The organism is Mesobacillus sp. (genome assembly GCF_057785455.1).
The window spans coordinates 84,669-107,249 of sequence record NZ_JBYNSB010000061.1; the positions used below are offsets into that span (position 1 = coordinate 84,669).

Genomic DNA, 22,581 nt, shown 5'->3' on the forward strand with positions numbered 1-22,581 from the left:
ACCATTATACCCCACGTGGGTAAATGGGTGTATTTTGTCGAATCATTGTCGAATGAGGGTTATTTGTTGCCATAATAATAATAGTAGTCCGAGCTTTGCAGCTTTTTATGGTTAAGAACCATACCTAATAGCTTGCCTTTCGCAGCTGTTAATAGGTCTTTCGCCTTGGTTGCTTCTTCCATTTCCGTTTTTCCGCTATAAACGACAAGAAGAACACTATCAGATCGATTAGCTAGAATTTGTGCATCCGTTACTGCCAAGACCGGTGGAGTGTCGAATAGAACTACATCATACTCTTGTTTTGCTTCTTCAAGGAATTGTTCCATCGCCTTTGAGCCTAATAATTCGGCAGGATTTGGCGGAATCGGTCCGCTTGTCAGAACAGATAGGTATGGCTGGTCAGTAAGGTTGACTGTTTCAGATAGAGATCTTTGCTTTGAAAGCACGGAGGTCAGACCAAAAGTATTGTTCTGGTTGAATGTATAATGCACGGTCGGTTTACGCAAGTCGGTATCAACAAGGAGGACCTTCTTGGCCTGCTGCGCAAAAACCACAGCCAGGTTGGCAGCCGTCGTTGATTTTCCTTCTGCTGGACCTGGTGAAGTAACCATCAACGTTTTGATTTCTTTGTCCACTGATGAAAACTCAATATTCGTCCTGATTGTCCGGTATTGCTCAGAAATCGGTGATTTTGGATCAACGAAGGTGATGAGACTTCTTTGCGAATTGCCTAATGAATTTTTCTTCTTTTTAGCCATTGCTCACTTCACCTCTTTGTTGTGCCTTTTTCTCCTTGATCGCCGCCATTTGCTTGTCATCGATGACTGAGATGACCCCAAGAACCGGAAGTCCCAGCGTGCGTTCAATATCCTGTGCATCTTTTACCGTGTTATCAAAATATTCTAATAGAAATGCAAGTCCCACACCTGCCATCAAACCGACTACTAATGCGATTGCAATGTTTAGTGGCGGCTTTGGTTTGATTGGTGACTCTGTCTGTACGTCATTTGCCTTAGCAAGAATGCTGACGTTATCGATGTTCATGATTTTTGTGATTTCTTTTTTGAAGACCTGTGCCGTTGTGTTGGCAATATCCACTGCTAATTCTTTATCGGCATTTTGGACAGAAATGTTGACTACTTGTGAGTCCTTTTCGCTTCCAACTGTAATGAAGCTGCTTAACTCTTGTGAAGTCATTTCCAGGTCCAGTTCCTCGATTACTAACTCAAGGATTGCCGGACTTTTGATAATAACGTTATATGTGTTGATTAATTGCAGGTTTGTCTGTACCTCACCTGGATTATAGACTGCCTGATCGCTCTTTTTCTGATTAACTAGAATTTGTGTCGAAGCCTGATAGATTGGGGTTAAGAAGAAATAACTGATGATTCCGCTCACCAGTGTTGCCATTATAGTAATGGACAAAATGAGCCAGAGGCGTTTTCTTAAGGTACCGAGCAGTTCTTTTAAACTTATCGTCTCTTCCATTGCTTCCTCCTGTGTATAAAAAATCAATAACTAGTACTATATCATATTAAAGCATAAATGCATGGGGAATTATGTCGAATTTTATGTAAATTGTCCATTCCTCAGGCACAATTGAAACATTACTGATAATCTTGTCATATAAATGTTAACTATTTAATTTAACCGCATTTTCCCATTAATTTGAAGGGAATTTGTCGAATTGGCATATTTTACATAAAGGCTTTTTCATAAATAATCCCGCAACAGGTTAATAGTCTGTTGCGGGAAATATCTTTTACATTACTCGCTGAATGTATCGTCAAGCAGTTCTGCACTTACAAGGAAGTTAGCAAGGATTGCTGCCATTTCGTTACGCTGAGTGTAACCAGTTGGATTGAATGTGCCGTCGCCTTTACCCTTTACGATGCCTGCCTGGTAAACCGCTTCAACACCTGCTTTTGCCCAAGAGCCAATTTGGTTAGCATCTTTAAAGTTTTTCAGTGTCTTCGTTTTATCCAATTGGCTGAAGTCATACTTCACAAATGAGATCTTCATTGCACGCTCGATCATAGCTGCTGCCTGAGCACGAGTGATTTTTTCGTTCGGAGCGAAGGTGCCATCGCCCTTCCCCTGGATTACGCCGTACTTAACTGCTGCAGTCAGTTCTCCATTTTTCGCGAACCATTCGATTCCGTTTACGTCCTTGAACTTTCCATCATACTTTTCAGTTGGAAGACCAAGAGCACGAACGAGCAGAACCGCGAATTCCGCGCGAGTCATGTGCTTGCCTGGCTCGTATTCGCCATTTGCTTTTCCGTACACGATGTACTTGGATGCAAGTGTTTCAATGTATTCCTTCGCCCAGCCGCTCTTAACATCCTTGAATGTCTTGCTGTTTTCGACGATCGTGTACTCAGAGTTTGTCAATGACTTGATTGTTGCTGTTTTGCCATCGAATATAGTCGGGATAGCAGAGAAAGTTCCATTAGCATTCAATCTTACTGCTACTGACTTTTCTTTGTTGAAGTCAGTGTCGCCGACGATTTCACGCTCAACATATGTTGAGAATGTTGAGATGTATTCTTTCTTAGTGCCTGCTACTGCTTCAATTGTGAAGTCAATGACATCAGATACTTTCTTCACACCTGCTACATTCTTGTTTACAACGTTGACAGAGATATTGATCTTCACATTGTCAGCTGTTGTGCCTAGTTTAGCTGCAAGGGCAGCGACGTTAATTTCAGATACAGGCAGTTTGTAGGATGCTTCAGGTGTAGAGATTGCTACTACAGCCTTGCTGTTTTTCTTTGCTGCTTCTGTGAATAGTGAAGCTGGGACCTGAGCCTTTACTTCTTCACCAGCTGCTGGAGTTTCAAGAACAACTTCGATTGTGTTCTTTTCAGCTGTAAGTAACGCTACGATTTCTGCTACCTTTTCAGGAACGACTTTTGTTACTACTTCTACCATTCCGGAAGGGTTCTTTTCTTTTACTACTTCTGCTGCGCCTTCTGGAAGTTCGATAACATTTGGATCAGGGTTACCTGGATCTACTGGAGGAAGTGTTCCGCCACCGCCGCCGCCTGGAAGAGTTGTTCCGCCATCGTTAGGGTTTCCCGCAAGGAAAGCTGCATCAATGAAGGCATCTCGTAAAATACCAATTTGATCGGTTGTCATGCCTTTGTTGCTGACTAAACGATTATTGATATTGTCTTTCATTGTGAAGATACCTTCAAGATTTGTTCCTACATTTGTATTCAGTCTGCTGTTAAGGTCAGCATATTTAGATTGTTTAATCAGTTCAGTACGGATTTCTGCTGCTACTTGGTCAACTGGTGTAGAGAATACATAAGAAGGAGACTTCTTCCATAGTTCTTTTTCTGCATCAACAAGGAAATCAAAGATTAAATCGATTGTCTTGTCCGGTTTTCCAGTTGGGTTTGTGAGGCTTTCAAAATCTAGTCCTGCCTGAGAATCCTTGAATGCCTGGACTCTCTCTGAAAGATTAGAGTCAGTCGCTCCATAAACTAGAAGAGACAGTTCTTTTGCAATTGTTTCTGCCTTGTTGCCAACCTTAGCTTCTACTTCGTCCAATAGCACAGCTTGCCAATCTGCTGAGTTAAAATCCTTTAATTTTTCAGCCGCTAAATTAAAGACCACTTTCTGGTCATTTGTCAGCTTGCTGTAAATCAATGTAACACGGTCAATGGCAGTAGATTCACTTGCTACCTGAACAGTTGATGTTGTCGAACCCTGTGCAAATACTCCTGCAGGTGCCAATGGCGTTAAGGCAATGGATGCTGCCAAAATGGCTGTAATCGTCTTGTTGCTGAATGGATACCTTTTCAATTCTGTTTCCCCCGTTAAGATTATTGGCTCTATCTATCGTTTTCTCTATGTAATAGAGTCTTTTCAACATGAGACTATAATACTAGATTAATTTACCAGATACAACGGAATTTGCTAATTTGTAGAATTTTCCTATAACCTTTTTTTAGAATACGTTCCTTTTATCGGTATATTTATGGTAATATTTAAATGTTTTTCACATATTAGTAAACTCAAAGGAGAGAACACCAAAGAATGAAGAAGTCATTTAAGATTGCTATTGCCACTGTCCTTGTCCTGCTCGCTGGAACAGCAGGTGTTTTATATTATTATTTGAATGTGAAGGAATATGACGTTGCCGATGAAAAGGTAGAGGAAATCACGAAGAATGATTATAAAGTTGATCTTCCTGATCTTGATAGTGTCGTAGATGGAGAAGAGAGCAGCGATGCAGAGAGTAATGCTGCTGATGGAGAAAGTGCAGAAGGTACATCAGATACTACCGCTAAGAGTGCTGCCGAATCCGCTGGCTCTAACAGCGACAGCAGCACGGCGACTGTTTCTGGTAAGTCTACTAATTCAAATACAAATGTTACAACTGGTTCTGGAAGCTCTAAGTCTGGCAACACTTCTGCTAAGTCAACTGAGGGCAAGAAGAAGGATGCAGTTGCTAAGAAGCAGCCAGAAAAGAAAATCACAGCTGAAGTCATCAAGGCAGCTTACCGCCCTTCATTTGAGGACCTGCAGGCACAGGCAAATGCCAAAATTGATGCATTGGTTGGCGCAGCTTATTCCGAGTACAGCACGAAGAAGCAGAACGGAGAATCCGTTTCGATCACTTACTTCTATAGAAAGTACACAACTGCTGGACAAGCACTTGAAGCAAATACAGACGAAACCTTCAATTATTTATACGGAGCGCTTGTGAATGACCTCGAAGCAAGAGGCTTCAGCGCATCAGAAGCAGACGAATTCAAAACACAATACGAAAGCGCCAAAGAAGCACGCGAATCCGCATTGCTGGAGAAAGCGAAGGCCGCGCTATAAGAACGCAGGGACGGTTCTCATGTTCCACGGTCGTAGACCAGTGGAACGCGAGAACCGTCCCTTTGTTTATTTCCATATATAGATGATCGCCGTCAATAGTGCTATTTCGATTGCCCCGAACATCATAATGCCGCTCCAGTCCGGATAGGCTGTGACCTGGTTGTGAAAGTAATCTTTGGCGATCATTTCTGCCAATACAACCATAATAAAGCTCATGACCTGGAGAGCCGCTGCCTTCCAGAATTGCTCCTGCCTGGTCAGGAAGATGGCTGCCTGAATAATAATCGTCGTAATGAGAAGTACAAGGGTGAGAGTCTTATAGGCTGCTTCATACTCCTGCGGTACTACCAGTGTGCCCGTGAGGGCGTATATGATATATTCATATCCTATAAAGGCTGCACCAAGCAGCAGCAGAACCAGCTTCTTCATCATCACCAGACTCCTTTGGAACGTGGGGACGGTTCTTGTGTTCCATTCTGGAACACGAGAACCGTCCCTTTGTTTCATTTGATTAATTCGTTAATTTTTTCGTACACGATTTCGAGTTTTGTCATGTCGCTGTGTGATGAGTGGGATGGGCGTCCGACGACAACGATGGCCTGGTCGTAGGTTACTGCATCCACCCCTGCTTCGTTTCCTCTCTGGAAGTCAGCCGGGATGCCTAGCTGGCTGCCGAGGGTGACGATGTTGTCGCCGAAATATTTCTCACTCAGCACGTCTTTGTTTTCATCCGGTACGGTAATGCCATGCTTTCCTAGCTCTCTCTTAATATCGGAGAATAGCTCATCATCGGTTTTACTTTTACCCTGTGGGCCGAATGTCAGCATGATCGGCGCCTTGTCGCTAGGGACATAATACTTATCCACCTTGCGAGGCGGCACTCTGTCACCAGGGATATCGTCAACCATTTCATAGTATCTTCCGATCAGGCCGCCGAAGAAATAGTAGTTTGTGCTACCCTTGTTATCATAGTTCAGTTGCTCCTGGCCGTAATCCGAGCACCAGCTGCTTGGATTCGAATAGAACAGGTCGCTGTCTTCTCGGTCCAGGTCTTCGGTGACCAATCCGCAGATGCCGCCATTGTTCAGGTAATCGGATCCGTAGTGCGGTGTATCGACTGTTACCAGATTGTCGATCATCGGGTCAGAGCTGTCCTGCAGTGTTTCGATATAGGTGCGCGACACCAAGCCGCCGGCGCTGTGGCCAACAAGCGAGAAGCTCGTTTCCTGGCTGTAGCCCTTCGTCACGTCGACATCCTGATCTGGCAGGTAATTCGCTATCAGATTTTCCAGGTATGCTTCAAGATGCTGGGCTGCATACAGGACATGGTCCATGTTCTCCCAGTTGAAGACGAAGATGGATTCGTTCGCATCATAGCCTTGCATCTCCAAATGTCTTGCAAGCGAGTTCGCCCGGACCTCTTTGATATATTGGGCATCCAGGTGGCTGTAGGTCAGGTTGTCACCTTTGCTGTACGCTGTTTTCGTCGCGGTCAGATAGCTTGGAACATCTTTTGTAAAATCAGGCTCATTCTGGCCGGCAAACAGTGACAGATTGCCATTGTCGACCCAGGCATCGCCGCCCCATGTATCGCCCGTATTCGAACGGATGCCGTGCAGGAGGACGACTGGCTTGATGTATTCCCTTAATGGTTTGTCATCGTATTTGTCATTGTCGTTATCTCCGTCTGTATCAGCGATATTCGGATTGCTGCGCGGATATTCTTTTAAATATACTTTCGTCTTGTTGGCGCTGACGAAAATATTGCTCAGGCCTCCAAGCTCATCCGCGTCGTTGACTTCATCGCCATCAGTATCGGCTGCATCAAACTTGGTGATGAACTTATTTTCGTATGGAATCTGGATGTCGGTGAACGGAATATGGAAGGTGTTCTTCAGGATGAAGCCACCATTCGACTCCGCCAGCTTTTCGACCCAGTCCGGCAGGCCATCGCCATCTGTGTCATCGTTGTCGATTTGATCCTTTGATCTCTCGAGGATGATTTCAAGGTCTTCTGCTACTTCAACATGGTAGAAGTCGCCGCCAGTGTCGTCAGCGATTTTTTGCAGCAGGTTGAAGTCGATGTATTCGCCAAGGCCAATTGTCGTAATCTTGACACCCATCTGCTGCGCTTTCGTTGTCAGGGTGTGTGTGTAATAGCCTTCCCCGTCAGTCAGCAGGATGATTGCCTTATCCGCATCCGTGCGGCCATTTTTTTCAAGCTCGGCAAGGCCGATGGTGACGCCGGCCGCAATGTCCGTACCGCCAGATGAGTCGATTTTATCCACGGCGTCTTTCAAAGCTTCCTTATCCTCGGTCAGTTCCTGAAGAAGGACTGCCCAGCTGTCGAAGTCTACAACCGCTCCTCGGTCGCCGACAACGGCTACCTGGTCACCCGCCTTCAGGGAATCAATGACTTCCTTTGCACCTGACAGGCGATAATCGTTCGGGTCATTGCTGGACATGCTGCCTGAGCTGTCGATGACGAGCACAAGGTCGAGCGGCTTCTCCTCTTCTCCCCCTGGACCTGGTGCAGGAGGGTTCTTCGTGTTTTCTTCCCATGACTTTGCCCATAGGCTTAAATCACCCAGGACATAAGTAGAGAAGTGAGTCAGTGTTGCTGAAACTGTTGAATTCGCCGTATTCACCTGCTGGTTTTCAACTGGCTCCAGCTGGTTGGTTTTTGGATTGAAATAAAAGATTCTTAGATTTTCAGGCTGGATGCCATTTAGCTGGCTGGCATCGTATTGGATTGTCAGCGTTGCGCTGTCAAACAGGGATGATGTGGTGATGTCGACTGGCTTGCCGACAACGCCGGCAGCACCTACGAGGCTGCTGACAGATTTATCTTCTTTTATCAACGTCGTTTCGGTCGCATCGCCTGTTGCTGCAAATGTCAGCTGGACATTCTGTGCATCGGACTTCAGGGTCTGCTCCCTTTTTTCCAGACCGTCGAGTGTGCCATTTCCATCGGTGTCCGGGTTTTGCGGATTGGTGCCGAACTTGATTTCAGCTGCATCATCGAGCTGGTCATTATCGGTGTCTTCCATTGTCGGATTTGTTTTATAGACGCCTACCTCTTCCTGGTCCTTCAGGCCATCGCCGTCTGTATCATCTGATAATGGATTTGTCAGGAGCAACTGTTCCTGGACTGTCGTGATGCCGTCGCCGTCAAAGTCCTCGAGCGGGTCTGGAACGCCGTCTTCATCTGTATCAGGTTTTAATGGAGAAAGATCGGACAGGTAAAGAACCTCATAGCTGTCCGCAAGCTTATCGCCATCGGTGTCAGGATTGAATGGATCTGTGCCTGCCCCTTCTTCCAGGGCGTTGATCAATTTATCCTGGTCATAGTCCTCGGCGCTGTCCGGGACTTTGTTGCCATCTGAGTCTGGCTTTAGCGGATCGAATTTAGCCGGCATTTTTGCCATGACTTCAAAGTAATCGGTGAGGCGGTCACCGTCTGTATCTGGATGCAGCGGGTTCGTTTTGTAGGTGTTGACCTCTTCGCCGTCCTTCAGCTTGTCGCCATCCGTATCAGGCTTAGCCGGATCGGTGCCAAGCTGTCTTTCCTGGTTGTTGGAAAGGCCGTCAGCATCACTGTCCGTGACGGTTGTTTCCTGAAGCTTCTCAACGGAAATCGCTGCTGATTTTTCAATGAGGTATTTTTTGCCTTTTGTTTTTATTTCTATTTTAACAATTACGGTATCGGTTTGCGTATTGTTTTTCGTGGCCGTCCATTCCGCCGATTGCTTGTCGGCTGCGACGGTCAGGTTGCCGGCGGTAGCATCCCAGCTGGCTGTGTAGGTCATGTCCTTTATGTCTTTTGCTTCGAGGGTCAGGGTGACTTTTTCACCATAGGTGATTTTGCTCTTGGAGGTTTTCAGGGTGAATTTCTGCGAAAGGGCCGCCAGCTCTGCTTTCTTGATGCCGTTGATGTAGCGTGACAGGAAAAGCGAGAATTGAAGCCTTGTTATGTGGGCTCCTGGCCGGAATGTGCCGTCTCCATACCCGGTTGTGATATCATTTGCGGCGATGGCTTTGATGAAGTCGTGTGCCCAGTATTTCTTTGGGACGTCCTTGAACGTTTTGCTGTATGTAGCCGGTGCCTTCAGGTTGTATGCTTTGACGAGAATTTTGGCCATCTCGGCGCGGGACAGCTTGCCCTGCGGATCGAAATTGCCATCGGCCTTGCCGGTGATGATGCCTTCCGCTACCGCAGCAGCGATTGCCTCATAGCCTGGCATGCCCTTTTTTACATCCTTGAAGTTTGGATTCGGGCGGTTCTTCGTGTCGAGCTGCATTTCCCTTGCGATCATCGTGACCGCCTGCAGCCTCGTGATCGGCAAGTTCGGCCGGAACGTGTTGTCCGGATAGCCGTTGATGATGCCGAGCTCTACCAGCTCGCCAATCTCCTTCTGGTACTTTGGAAGGTCCTTGAACCCCTTCTGCGGGCTGGCCAGGGCCACTGCTGACAGCGACTGCATGATCAGGAACACAATCAGCACGACTGAAAACAGATTCTTTCTTCTCTTGGAAAACCTCAAATTCACTTTCACTCCCCCTAGATTTTGTTCTTAGATACATATTATATTGTTCGTTATTAGGAACGATTCCTCCTGCCTTGTTGTGGAGAAAAAAATTTGGAACGTGGGGACGGTTCTCATGTTCCACCGCCTGGCGGCTGGCGGAACATGAGAACCGTTTTGAATTTGGTCTTTTTTAGAGCATTTTTACTTTATTTGAGATTTTCCAATTCAATCACTTATATCTATTTACAAAGTAAATAGATAAGATTATAATTAAAGAAAATAATAACTATTTACTTTGTAAATAGAAAGGGTGGGTAATATGTCAACGGTTGAGTTACAGAAGCTGGAGGAGTTGTTCAATAAGAGCCGCAGCGAAATTTTAACCATGCTGATTGAACAGCACACACTTACTTCAAATGAAGTGTTGGTACGTCTGGCTATTTCCAGACAAAGACTGCTGGCTTTAAAAAAACAGAACTTACTAAAGGAAGTGAAAAAAGGGATTTATCTTCGCGAGGAAGTTGAATTAATGAGATTGAATCAACTAAAAGAAAAGCGTTTGAAACACAAGCTAGATACAGAACCTTATGAATTAACGCCAGCTTATAAGATGATTGACCAAAATCATCTAATCATTAATATGGTGCGTTTTTATGATTGTTTGGCAATGGTGCGTCATGATATGACGAACACAACCTATAATAACCATCTAAAGGATCTATTAAAGGCTAGTCATAAGGCTTTTAATAAAGCAGGAGTTGTATATATGACAAAACATGAAGGTTTTGATTACGTGGAAACTTTTGAAGAATTAAAGGAAGCGGAAATTATTATTAAATCCTTTTCTTTAGATGAATTCATTACATTCTTAACTTCTGATTATACAAAGATTCTCGGAATACAAAAGATAAAGGAATATCAAACTGTATTAAAATCCTTACAGGCTTTATAAGCTTTATAAAAGACTGTTGTTCATAGTTAAAACAAGGGAAATGAAGATCATTTCCCTTGTCTTTATTAAGGCACTTTAACCTGTATTCTGGCTGAATTTCTGGAACGTGAGAACCGTCCCCATGTTCCACGTTATTTTTGGTTGGTAACTGTTTTTTTCTTAAAGATCAATTTTATTAAAGTGACTCCAGTTACTAAAATACCAAAAGTATATAAGTTAATGAAGATGGTATTTGTATACTGATTTAGCCAAGGATAACGGTAGATTTTCGAGGCTTCTACTTCAGGAGAACCTCCTAAATCGTTAACTAGATTTATAATAAAATTATATTCTAGATAACAAAAGACCAGTAAGAGTACAAGAGCACCTAAGCCGATTATCGACCGAGTATTCGAAGCTAACTCGAGCCTGTCTAAACCTCTCCACAAACTTCTAGCCAAAAGTAGAAAGACAACGAACGCCGGCACCACTATTAATAGCCCCAAATTTCCGTTTCCTGAGGTGACGTTAGGGCTAACTGTAAATAAATCTACTAAGTAAATAAATATAACTGAAAGTACCAGCCACAATACCGTTCCCTTTGACCAAAATCTCATACTAAACTCTCCTTATGCTTTAGTAAAGGTAAGCAATTCCGAAATCATCATCATCAGCAGTCCAGTCCAGCCAGTGGGTGCCTGTATTTGTACTGCCGTTATCCGGATCCTTGTAAGCTACATGTAAATCACCAGTATAGCTTCCATTTTTGTTATAACCAATTCCTGCTACGAAATGATATTCAATAGTTGAGCCTCCTGCATCAAAACGATCGAAACGAATAGCGACAGGATCACTGCTATCGATTGCTGCAATGAATTTTGAACTATAACCCACTGCATCAGAATACTGGCTTGCGCCCCATGCTGAACTAGTATGACGTACATGGGTTAGGGCACCACTTTTCCACATGGAAAGTGAAGTTCCTATCCAAGTGCTTCCCATTTCATTATACAAGTGATTTACCAGATTTGCCCATGAGCCATAATACGCATTATCACGCACGCTATAACCCATAACATCGTAATAATAGTCCATGATCATTGCAGCCGTGGTTGCCCCACATGCTGAACCTGGATTGTTGATTCCTGAGGCACGTTGGTAAATCCTGTCCACAGCCAGTACTTTATAAGAAGTTGCTGCTGCAGAAATAACATTATTCTGGCTGCCTTCTAAAACGTTTTTCCAACCTGGGCTTTTTTTATCGCCTCTTTTGATATTTTTTAACTCCAGTTTCTCTAATCTCTGTAATTCTTCTTGATCTGTCTTACCTTCTGCCTTCAATTTATCAATTGTAGATTTTTTAGCTTTTTCGAAATTGTGCTTTAACTCCTTCCCGCTTTCTGCAAAATGGAATTTCATAGCACCAAAATAATACACTTTTTGATTTTCACCTTTTTGGCTTAACATTTCAGAAAGGTTCCCATCAATTCCATACTGAATGAACGGGTCAATCGTATCTACAGCCGAGGTTATGAAGTATCCCTTCGTCTCTGTAGAGTCTACTTCAAAATAGTAGCCAACTAAATTATCTTCCGTATCATAAAGATTCTCTTTAAAGGATATAATCCCTCCTTGTAGAGCCGCAAGATATGATTCTGAGTTAATGTAATTTTCTATTGCTTTCTTTGCATCTTCCAGACTGACTTCCTGGGAAACTACAACCTCAGCTACTTTACCTGAATCTTTAGCAGATACATGGGACAACGGGACAACTAATAAACTAGAAACCAGGATTGCATTCACAACTTTTCTTTTAAATAACACTCAATACACTCTCCTTTTTATGTATTTATTGTAAATAAATTACAGTAGTATTGTAGCATGTTTATTTATTGAAAACTACAGAAAATACCAAAAATTAAGTAAATTCGACTCACTTTTCTTTTATGCGTCATATGATTTCTCTAGATTAATAGGAAAAAATACACCAGCCCTTTGGAACACGGGGACGGTTCTCATGTTCCACCGCCCGGGGCGGCTGGAACATGAGAACCGCGTTTTGGATTGCAAAAAGGCACCTTCCTGTCGATTGGGAGGTGCCTTACGCTTAACTATTTTTAGCAGGAAAGCTTTCATACTGCTGATTCTGTGGACATGTTTTACTTATGCAAATTTGGAAGCGAGAACCGTCCCCATGTTCCATTAGTTCGTGATTTCTTTTACTACGCTTGCTGGTTCTCCGTTGTCTGCGTATGCTACTTGAACTAGGTATGTTTGGACGATGATGTCTGCGTTGTCGTCTGTGACGTTGCTGAAGGTGAATCTGCCTTTGAATGTTCCTGTGTTTTCACCATCTTCAGTCAGGGTCACTGTAATGTAGTCGTTGTATGCATTTTCGACGATGACTTCAACTGTGTCGAGAGCTGTTGCATCCAGGTTCTGATCCATGTCTGTCACCGTCACTTCGAATTCAGCTGGTGATAGCTTGTTTAGCTGCATGGTTGCTGTTGTTGTTCCTGGCTGTTCTCCATCTCCTGTGTCAACGGCAGTTCCGCCTTCTAGTGTGATGCTATTGGAAGGTGTGGATGTATAACCATTCACATCAACGGTATAGGCTACATACTCTCCAGCTTGCAAGGAAGCTGTATCAAGATATACTGTTCCTGTGCCGTCAGGGTCTGATGCCTTAACGCCTAGCCCGCTTGTTACCAAGTTCTCCAACTCATCAACTGTCATCTCTGAATCTGAACCTTTTGGAACTAGGTAAACAGTACCGCCATAATAAAGTTTTATCAGTTCGACTTCGATCTGGTCACCGGCTTGGTAAGAATCCTGCGGCAAGATGAAGGCATACATATGCTCGCCTGTGTTATCTACATTTTCCATGATGGAAGCAATTTGTTCAGCAGAAAGAGGTGCACCGCCGTCTGCTTTATGGTTCATGAATTGTATTTGGTATAAGCGGAAGCGTGTATCGAACCATCCATCATATAGTAAGTGAATTACTTTCAGGTCATCAAGTGTCAGGGTTTCCGGGCTATTATTGACCGCATCCTCAAGAGCGGCTAACAGCGTTTCATTGACGCTTATCACCACGGCGACAATTTCAGCCTTATTTAAATCTCTGCCTAGCGTTTGTTTTTGCGCCTGGATCTCATTCGTGTATGACTGCATACGGGATCCAAGGACTTTTGCGCTGTCTCCCAAGAAAATCTGGAATTCACCAGGAGATAGATTAAAAGGCTCGTTGTTGATCATATACAGATACTGGTCTACTGCATACTGGTTGCCTCGTTTTACGGCTTCAAGAAGCTCCTCTGCATTCAGGTCATGCTTCAGCTCTCCGCGCATCTCCTTGACCGCAGTACGGTAGAACTGAAGATTATCCGGCTTGATTTCCTCAACAGGTCCGAGCACCTTGTAGAGGTGGTAGGATGAGAATTGAGTGTCGTCTTTATTAATTTCATCCAGTGCAGCCTGGATTGCATCAAGATTGCCCTGGACAACCGCTTCAGTTATTTCCTCGGCTGTCAGGTCACGGCCCAAGTCTTGCTGCATCGCCAAAATCACGGCACGGTAGAAATCGATATCGCCGTATACGACTAGCTGATAATCTACTACCTTTTCAAGATCATAGTAATCGAAGCCTTCGACATTATGATTGATTGCATCAAGATAAGACTGTTCCGCAGCAGCGTTTCCTTGTGCGATCGCTTCGGCAATCTCAGCCTTTGTCAGGTCGCGGCCAAGCTTATCATGCATCGCCTGGATCGCTTCCCTGTAGAATGAAATGTCTGCGTTCAGGTCGATAGAATCATAATTGAACAACTCATACAAATCGTAATAAGTAAAATCAGTCAGATGATGATTGATTGCATCCAGCAGGGCTTGCTCAGCAGCAGCATTTCCTTTTACCACGGCCTCAGCAATTTCTTCCGCTGTCAGGTCACGGCCCAGCTCTGCGTGCATTTCCTGTACAGCAGTTCTGTAATATTCCAGATTGCTATAGTTTAATAGTTCTGGATCCACAACTTGCCATAGATCATCCATGTCAAAGCCATAGAGATCCTTATTGATTGCATCGAGCAATTCCTTTTCCTTCGCTCCATTTACGGACGTGACAATATTCCTCAGATCTTCAAGAGTCAACAGCTCACCTGCCGGCAGACTGTAGACGAAGTCTGCGATGGCCTGTCTGTACTGTTCACTATACTCGTATTTAATCCACTCACCATCTGTATCACCAAGCAGATCCCTGAGGATATGGATTTGCGCGTTATATGGGCTTTGCTGGATTTCATCAAGCAGGAATCTTTCATTCACACCAATGACAGCATCGATCAGGTCTTGCACTGTCACGGTTTCTTTTGAATCAGCCAAAGCAATGATCGCATCGCGATACAGCTCAATATCGACATTCCAAAGCATCAGGGAGCCGACAGCAGTACCTAAGTCATCCCTATCAAATGTATAAAGATTTCCTAGTATATAGCCAAGCCCCTGCTCCTGATTGACCTTTGTAAGGATCTCTATCAGAGTGGCAGCGTCAAGAGCCCCATTTTGTTCAATTTCAGCCGTTATATCCTGGTTGTATTGAGTGAAAAACTCATCATAAATCCAATAGAAGTTTTCATCTGTCAAAGCATCCGATAAAATCTGGCGTGTCACTTCAACACCTTCGTTGATTTGTGCAAGCGCCTCTGTCTTATTCACGGATCTTACAAGTTCGCGCACTTCATCTGCAGCAGGCTTTCCATTCTGGACGAGCTTTTCCAGCTCAGCTAGATATTGATTGAAGTATTCAGCCCTGACGATATACGGAACGATTTTATCAAGATCACTGAAGGTCACATTTTCCAGATTGCTGACCAATTTATCAAGAACAGCATCATTCTCAGCCTGCCTGATTTCATTAATCGTTTGGTAGATAAGCTGATTGACCTCATCAAAAGTCAGGTCTGTTCCGTCCGTGTCTATCATATTCTTAATGGCTGCACGGAACTGGTCAATATACTGGCCATAACGATTAGCTGCTTCCCAGAATCCTGCTCGTTCCAAATCACCCGCTGTGAATGTCTCAGGATTTGAAAGGATGAATTCAAGCGCTCTCTCCCGCTCCATTTCCTGGGCATTCTGGTTGACCTGGTCAATAATCGTGCGCAGCTGTGCCACGGTCAGTTCTCCGTTTGCTCTCGCTTCATTGACACCTTCATGGTAAAAATCAAGCCACGCTTCGTTCAGGTAAGTATTCAACAGTACATCCAGCGACTCGAACGCAAATGTCAGCGGGTTGTCATTGATATCCTTCAGCGCCGCGTCGATCACTCTATTGTTCACCTTAACAATCAGATCTCTCAGGCTATCTACCGTCAATGTTTCCCCTGCTTCGATTGCCAGTTTGATTTCTGCCATATAGCCATCGTAATTCTCGTATTTCGCGAGTTCCCAGCCATAGATTTTCTGCAGGTCGCTAAGTGTGAGAGTCTCAGGAGCTGTTTCGATTTTCTTGAATGCCATCTGATTATTTACATCCTGGATCAAAGCTACAAGCTCATCAAGTGTAAGCTCGGAGCCAGCATCTATGATGGCAGTTTTATATTCTGCAAGATATTCCATCCTTACTTCATAGCTCACCAGGCTCAATTCCCAGTATTCAAGAGTAGCAGGATCTGTATTGACTCTTTCAAGAATATAATCAGTCTCAACAGCTTCAATGATTTCCCTCAGTTTTTCAATCGTAAAGACGACTCCCTGTCCGTGTTTCTCAATGAACATAAGCTTGTATTCTTCATACAATTCAAATCGGAAAGCGATGCCTAAATTATAAAGGTCGCTTAGCGTTACACTTTCAGGATTATCATTTAGCAGCGCCAGTACCGCTTCTTGTTTTACCAGGCGGTCTGCCTGATTAAGTTTCATAATAAGCTGTTCGATGTCAGCTCTCGTTAAAGGAGTTGTTGAATTCAGCTTCAGCTCGGCAATTGCCTGGCGGTATTCATCAATCAAATCGTGAACAATCCAGAAGTTCGGGAAGGCAATCCCGACCGTGCTCAAGGTCAGTTTTTCCGGATTCTCAATGATCATGTTTAAATATTCATCTGCTGCTTGCGTATTTACTGTTTCGACGATTTCATTCAGGCTATCCACTGTAATCGTTTCGCCCGATTTGACAGCTGCATCGATTGCATCAAGATACTTATCCCAAATCTCATAGTGGTATGAACCTTCGAGAAGGTACATTACCCTGTTATATTGGGCGCTAAAAGGATCTGCGTTCAAGGCTGCCAGTGTATTTTCGGTGTTGACGTCAGACACGATTGAACCGATTTCCTCTTCCGTCAATGGAGCTTGTTTCTGGCTGATAGCTGCCTCCAGCGCATCGCGGTAATCCTGGATTGCATCTACATCCAGATAGGTATAGCCAAGATCAATATCCCTTAAATCATTGATGATCACAGCCTGAGGGTTGTTATTAATGAATTCAAGAATTAGAGCTTTCTTGTCTTCATTTGCACCAGTAACGATCTTGATCAGCTCTTCATAAGTAAGCGGTCCGTTGGCCAGCGCTTCCCTGATGGATTCTGTGTACTCCGCAAGCAATGTGAAATCAAATTCCTTGTAATCGAGCAAATTGTAAAGACTGCGGAAAAATTCGCCTCCGGAATTGATATCCTCCATATAAGCCGCTTTGTTGACCTCATCGATGACCTGCTCAACCATTCCCATTGTCAAGGTACCAGTTATCTGGTTCTTCTTTTCAAGAAGTGCCTCTCGGTAGTGATTGATCAAATAAGTATCAGCATTAAAGAAATGAAGGACTTCCAGGTCAGCTATTGTTACTGCTGAAGGATTGGTCTTGATTATCTCCATTGCACTGTTTGTTGCTGCATCATTCACCTGCTGGACAATCTGAACCAGGATTTCCGGTGTCATCAATCCATTTGCAGCCACATGCTGTGCCATTTTTTCACGGTAAGCCTGAATCAGGAACGGATACACATTGATATGCTGTTCATTGACGATCTCATAAATAGAGCTATCGGACAGGGCTGACTGCTGCTTTTCAAGGTCAGAAAGAGCATTCTCCAGCAGGATTTCATCCAGTACTGTCTCAATCTCCTGGTAGGAAACTGGCCCCTTCTCAGCAATCTGGTCTGCAAGCTTAGCGCCAAGGACAGCCAGATCAAGATTGAACTCAGAGTAAGAAATCCACGGCATTACTTTTTCCAGATTCTCATAAGTCATGGATTCTGGATTGCTATTGATTGCAGCCAGGCCTTCTTTCTCAAACTGCATATTCAAGTTAAGGATGATATTCTCGAGTTCCTTTAAGGTCAGGTCACGGCCTTTGGAAGCCTTCATGTCTTTGATTGCTTGCCTGTATGTTTCGAATTCACCTTTTACATATACATGCTCAAGGGTATTATCGAGCTCTTCGCTAGTGAAAGTATCCACATTATCATTAATAAATTTTAATGTATCAAGCGGATTCTTCCAATCTGGCAGGTTGTATTCCCCTTCAAATTCCTTAAGCTTTTCGACTGCTGCCGCAAGCTTGTCAAGGTTGGTGAAATCAGCATCGACTGCTCCCTTTCCTTTTGCTTCCGCAACAAGTAACTGAGCACGCTGAACCAATGTTCTGACTTCTGCCTGGTTCTCTGCCGTGATGGATTCCGCATCCGGAATCAATGCAAGTGCCTCATTTGCTGCGGTGATGGCTGCTGCTTTCAGGTCACCGAATTCCTTAATCTTCGCTTCTACCGCTGCGATTTTATCAAGATTAGGGAAGTCAGCGTCTACAGCACCCTTATCTCTTGCTGCCTGTACTGCTTTCTTCGCTGCTTCTACCTTGTTGAGCGCATCTTCAATGCTGATTGCCGTGATGGTTGGAGGATCAGGCAATGCATCGATCGCTGTGTTAGCTGCTGTGATGGCGTCGCTTAATGCTTTTAAAAGCGCTGCAATCTTTGTTTTCGCTTCTTCAATACGTGATAGGCCAGTGAAGTCTGTATCCACAGCTCCTTTTGCACGAGCCGCTTCTACAGCTGCTTCTGCTGCAGCAATTTTTTCTTCAGCCGCTTTATAATTTTCGATTGTGATCGTATTTGCAGCTGGTACATCAGCAAGCGCTGCGTTGGCTGCTGTAATTGCTTCATTGAGTTCTTTTACAAGTGCTGCAATTTTCTTCTTTGCTTCGGTCAGCTGATTCAAGCCTGTGAAGTCTGCGTCCACGGCGCCTTTTTCACGTGCAGCCGCCACTGCTGCTTCTGCTGCTGTGATTTTTTCTTCCGCTGCTTTGTAGTTTTCAATGGTAATTGTATCGGCTGCAGGGATTTCAGCAAGAGCTGCATTCGCTGCTGTGACTGCATCTTCAAGGGCTTTTAACAGTTCTGCGATCTTCGCTTTCGCTTCTGCTATCTTTGCCAATCCAGTGAAGTCTGTGTCCACGGCGCCTTTTTCACGGGCTGCTTCTACTGCCGCTTCTGCCGCTGCCACTTTTTCTTCTGCTGCCTTGTAGTTTTCGAAAGTGATTGTGTTCGCAGCCGGGATTTCTGCTAGCGCTGCTTTTGCTGCTGCGATGGCATCAGTTAATTCTTTTACAAGTGCTGCGATTTTAGCCTTTGTGTCTGCAAGCTGTTCTAAACCAGCGAAGTCTGCTTCTGTTGCACCTTTTTGACGTGCAGCCGCCATTGCTGCTTCAGCCGCTGCAATTTTTTCTTGGGCTGCTTTGTAGTTTTCAAATGTGATTGTATCAGCTGCCGGCACTTCCGCAAGTGCTGTGTTGGCTGCTGTGATGGCATCAGCAAGCTCTTTCTTAAGAGCAGCGATTTTTGTTTTTGCATCTTCAATGCGTGATAGGCCAGTAAAGTCTGTGTCTGACGCGCCTTTTGTACGGGCATCTGCCACAGCTGCCTCTGCCGCTGCAACTTTTGCTTCAGCATCTTTATAGTTTTCGAATGTAATAGTTTCTGATGCTGGTATCGCTGCCAGGGCATTGTTCGCTGCTGTGATGGCAGCTGATTTTTCCGCTTGGAGTTGGGCGATCTTCGCTTCTGCGTCCTGGATTTTATTTAGAGCAGTAAAGTCAGCATCTACAGCACCGCTTTGCTTGGCAGCTTCTACTGCTGCCTTCGCTGCTGTCACTTTTTCCGATACAGCTTCCATGTTCTCATATGTGATTTCAGCTGCCGCTGGAATCTCGGCTAGCTTTTGGTTCGCTTCATTTACAGCTGCTGCAAGTGCTGCTTCAAGGTCTGCAATTTTCGCTTCAGCCTGGGCAATTTTTCCAAGTCCTGTCAATTCAGCGTCTGCAGCGCCAAGTTCCTTCGCAACTGCTACCTTTTCCTTTGCGTATGCGACGGTTTGTTTTACCGTTCTGAAGTTGGCTGCAGTAATATCTGCTGTGTTTGGAATCTGGCTTAAAGCTGCCACTGCTTCCTGGATTGCTGTCTGCTTTCCTTTTTCAAGGGCTGTAATGCGGTCTTTAACGGCAGCAATCTTTTCTAAGCCGGTAAAATCAGCATCCTTAGCGCCTTTTTCTTTTGCAGCTGATACGGCTGCTTCAGCGGCTGCCAGCTTAGTTTTTGCATCCTCGATGTTAGCAAGTGTCACCTCTGCTGCAGCTGGCAATTGAGCGATAGTTTCATTTGCTGTTGCTACGGCTGCATTGCGTGCGTCATCAAGAGCTTTGATTTGTGCTTCCGCTTCAATCAACAGATTTAGGTTTGTGATTTCTTCCTTCGTGATGCCGAGTGTCAATGCGGCTTCTACAGCTGTACGGGCAGCTGTAACATTTTGGCGGACATCCTCAAGATTTTGTACTGTGATTTGATCCTTTGCAGGAATCAACGCCACTTTGCTGATGGCATCATTAAGTGCGATTCTTTTCGCTGCAAGGTATGCTGCTTCCACTTCTTTGATTTTGGTCGAAACTTGATTCAATTTTTGCAGCAGATTCACATTGTTCACGATGAAATCTGTATCCTTTGCGCCTTTCAGCTTTGCAGTCGCTACAGCTGTGCTCGCATCGGAAACTGCTTTTTTCGCTGCATCCAGGTTTGCTGCTGTTATAGAAGAAAGTTCAGGCAATGCTTGAAGAGCCGTGATGGCTGCTGATTTCGCCTGCTCGTAGCTTGTACGGAGCTCCTGGACTCTTGCTTCTGCTGCAGCCAGACGGCTGTAGTTCGTTACAGTTGTCGGGTCCAATCCTAATGCTTTTACAGCCCCAACCGTTGCCTTCGCCTCCTGGACTGCTTTTTCAAGTCTGGAGATGCTCACTTCGGTATAGCTGCTTAGTGCTTCTGGTTTTGGAAGGGCAAGCAGCTTCGCTTCCAGTGTGTCGAGTGCAGCTAATTTTTCCTCTGCAGCTGTCTTTAAATCTATTAATACGTCAAAAAGATTGATTTCACCCTTTTGGAAGTCCTCGATTACAGCGCCCAAAGAGATTGCTGTTTTTACAAGTGCGTCTGCTTCCTGGATCGCTTGGAGTGAAGGATTTGTCTGGCCTTTCAGCACTTCAATTTTTGACTTTGCCAGCTGGATGCTTTCTGCTTTTTTTGCATCTAATGCTTTCTGAACTTCAGCGTCCGCAGAATTAATGGTTACCTTCTGTCCTTCTGGAGCGATTGTTTCCAATTCATTAATGCTTGCTGCCTCGCTGCCTTCAAGGGAAACATTTGCTTTTGCTGTTACCTTGCTGACAGGCGTATCGACGGTTAAAGTAACTGGCTTTTCAACCACGACCTCTGGATTGCCTAGAGGGCCCTCCAGCTCAACAGTTTGGTTTGATTCAGCCACATTTACACTGATCTTTGGAGCTGAAATATTAGCAGTTTGAGACTTCAGCTTAACACCACTGCTTACAGTGATAGGCGGAAGCTCCACAGGTGTCTCAGCGTTCAGCTTCACTTCGCTGTCGGGCTTATTCACCTTGATTTCAAGGGATGAGGCAACGAAGTTTTCTTTTGCTGTCAATGTTGTTTCTTCTGTTACGATAATATCTGTTTCGTTGAAGTTACCCGCCAGCTGGACTTCGGATCCGTTTTCAGGAGCGATCTCCAGACTGCCAATTGTGCTTGTGCCATCTGTCTCAAGTTTGATGCCATTTTCGTCCTTGACGACTACCTCGGCTGAATTCACGCCGCTGAATGTGATTGTACCTGTCTTACCTGAAAGGATTTCAATTTTAGCACCATTGACGTTGGTCAGTGTAACTTCACCGTTGTCACCTGGATCCAGGATCAGCGTTCCCTCGATTGTGAGATTCTTCAATTCAAGAGATCCTTTTACAGTTATGTTCCCTTTGACGACTGCATTGGTCCCTGCGTGATCTGCTCCGAATACAGCTGCCTCTTCGGATGGGTTGATTATGTAGTTTTTGTTGTATATCTGCATGCCATCGAAGATGTTTGCTTCGATTGTTTCGGTTGGAACTACTTCACCTGGAGGAGGGGTGATAATCGGTCCTCCATCAGAAGGTGGGTTAACCACCGGCGGTGCAGGGGTCTCTTTCAGGCTATCCTTAAGCTGCCTGTACAGGAACATGGAGAACTGTACCCTTGTTACCGATTCCTTCGGTGCGTACGTTTTTCCGTCTTTACCCATTGTCAAACCGTTTTGGAAAAGTATTTCGACATTTTTACGGTGGGTTGGAGAAACTGTCATAAGGTCCGTAAAAGGCACCTGAACCTGTGCTTTCCCGGATAAGTGGAAGGCTCTGACCATAATGGTAGCCATTTCTTCACGCGTAAGTGTCGCGTGCGGCCTGAAGTCATCACCGTAGCCTTTGATGATGCCTGCTTGTACCACGGCAGATACCGCATTGTAATACGGAGAGTTTTTGCTTACATCTGAAAATTGTTTCGTATTTGGTGCTGCCGGAAGCTCAAGTGCACTTGCCAGCATCATCGCTGTCTGCCCTCTTGTGATTGTCAGATACGGCCTGAAAGTACTATCACCATATCCATTGATTACTCCGGCATTTGCCAGTCCCATTACTTCCTCATATGCAAAGAACTTTGGAGAAATATCTGTAAAATATTTTCCCTCGGCCATCGCTGGAGCTGTTACCGTCGCTACCGCAGCAGTGGCTACTGAAGCAGCAATAAATTTTTTCTTTCTAGCATCTAATTTTTTCCCCACAGACTTTCCTCCTATATCCCTAATTAAACAACAGGTAAATTATAGCATTATATAGGGCCATAGGGTATGCATTTTGACAAGTTTTTAGTAAATTTGACATAAAAAGGCGGAACATGGGGACGGTTCTGATGTTCCACCGCC

Annotated in this window: 10 protein-coding genes; 2 read left to right on the plus strand and 8 right to left on the minus strand. The window is 44.6% G+C overall.

The features are described from left to right. Positions 1-59: 59 nt before the first annotated feature. The 3 genes from AC3EBE_RS22745 to AC3EBE_RS22755 all read right to left on the minus strand — a co-directional run bounded on the left by AC3EBE_RS22745 (position 60) and on the right by AC3EBE_RS22755 (position 3,813). A complete protein-coding gene (locus AC3EBE_RS22745) occupies positions 60-758 on the minus strand; it encodes a CpsD/CapB family tyrosine-protein kinase (protein ID WP_488597311.1) in 699 nt (232 codons plus the stop codon). After that, on the minus strand, positions 751-1,488 hold the full coding sequence (locus tag AC3EBE_RS22750; RefSeq protein WP_488597312.1) for a YveK family protein: 738 nt from the start codon (positions 1,486-1,488) through the stop codon (positions 751-753). The genes AC3EBE_RS22745 and AC3EBE_RS22750 overlap by 8 nt, the downstream gene beginning before the upstream one ends. A gap of 279 nt (positions 1,489-1,767) precedes the next feature. After that, entirely contained in the window at positions 1,768-3,813 is a 2,046-nt protein-coding gene (locus AC3EBE_RS22755) for an S-layer homology domain-containing protein (protein ID WP_488597313.1), read from the minus strand. 234 nt (positions 3,814-4,047) lie between these two features. On the opposite strand from AC3EBE_RS22755, the gene AC3EBE_RS22760 reads away from it, so the two are divergent. Next, a complete protein-coding gene (locus AC3EBE_RS22760) occupies positions 4,048-4,839 on the plus strand; it encodes a hypothetical protein (protein WP_488597314.1) in 792 nt (263 codons plus the stop codon). Positions 4,840-4,905: 66 nt separating this feature from the next. Here the strand turns inward: AC3EBE_RS22760 and AC3EBE_RS22765 are convergent, their stop codons facing one another. Both AC3EBE_RS22765 and AC3EBE_RS22770 read right to left on the minus strand, forming a co-directional pair. Further along, on the minus strand, positions 4,906-5,271 hold the full coding sequence (locus AC3EBE_RS22765) for a hypothetical protein (protein WP_488597315.1): 366 nt from the start codon (positions 5,269-5,271) through the stop codon (positions 4,906-4,908). Between the two features lie 71 nt (positions 5,272-5,342). Next, positions 5,343-9,389 carry an S-layer homology domain-containing protein gene (locus tag AC3EBE_RS22770; protein WP_488597316.1) on the minus strand — a complete coding sequence of 1,349 codons (4,047 nt, stop codon included), beginning with the start codon at positions 9,387-9,389 and terminating at the stop codon, positions 5,343-5,345. A gap of 298 nt (positions 9,390-9,687) precedes the next feature. Between AC3EBE_RS22770 and AC3EBE_RS22775 the strand changes: the two genes are divergently transcribed. Further along, entirely contained in the window at positions 9,688-10,320 is a 633-nt protein-coding gene (locus AC3EBE_RS22775; RefSeq protein ID WP_488597317.1) for a hypothetical protein, read from the plus strand. A 131-nt stretch (positions 10,321-10,451) separates the two neighbouring features. On the opposite strand, the gene AC3EBE_RS22780 is transcribed toward AC3EBE_RS22775, so the two are convergent. The 3 genes from AC3EBE_RS22780 to AC3EBE_RS22790 all read right to left on the minus strand — a co-directional run bounded on the left by AC3EBE_RS22780 (position 10,452) and on the right by AC3EBE_RS22790 (position 22,440). After that, positions 10,452-10,916 carry a hypothetical protein gene (locus AC3EBE_RS22780; protein WP_488597318.1) on the minus strand — a complete coding sequence of 155 codons (465 nt, stop codon included), beginning with the start codon at positions 10,914-10,916 and terminating at the stop codon, positions 10,452-10,454. A 19-nt stretch (positions 10,917-10,935) separates the two neighbouring features. Further along, the gene (locus AC3EBE_RS22785; RefSeq protein WP_488597319.1) at positions 10,936-12,123 is read right to left on the minus strand and encodes a C39 family peptidase; all 1,188 of its coding nucleotides are present in this window, start codon (positions 12,121-12,123) and stop codon (positions 10,936-10,938) included. A 378-nt stretch (positions 12,124-12,501) separates the two neighbouring features. Then, on the minus strand, positions 12,502-22,440 hold the full coding sequence (locus tag AC3EBE_RS22790) for an S-layer homology domain-containing protein (RefSeq protein ID WP_488597320.1): 9,939 nt from the start codon (positions 22,438-22,440) through the stop codon (positions 12,502-12,504). Between the last annotated feature and the right edge of the window lie 141 nt (positions 22,441-22,581).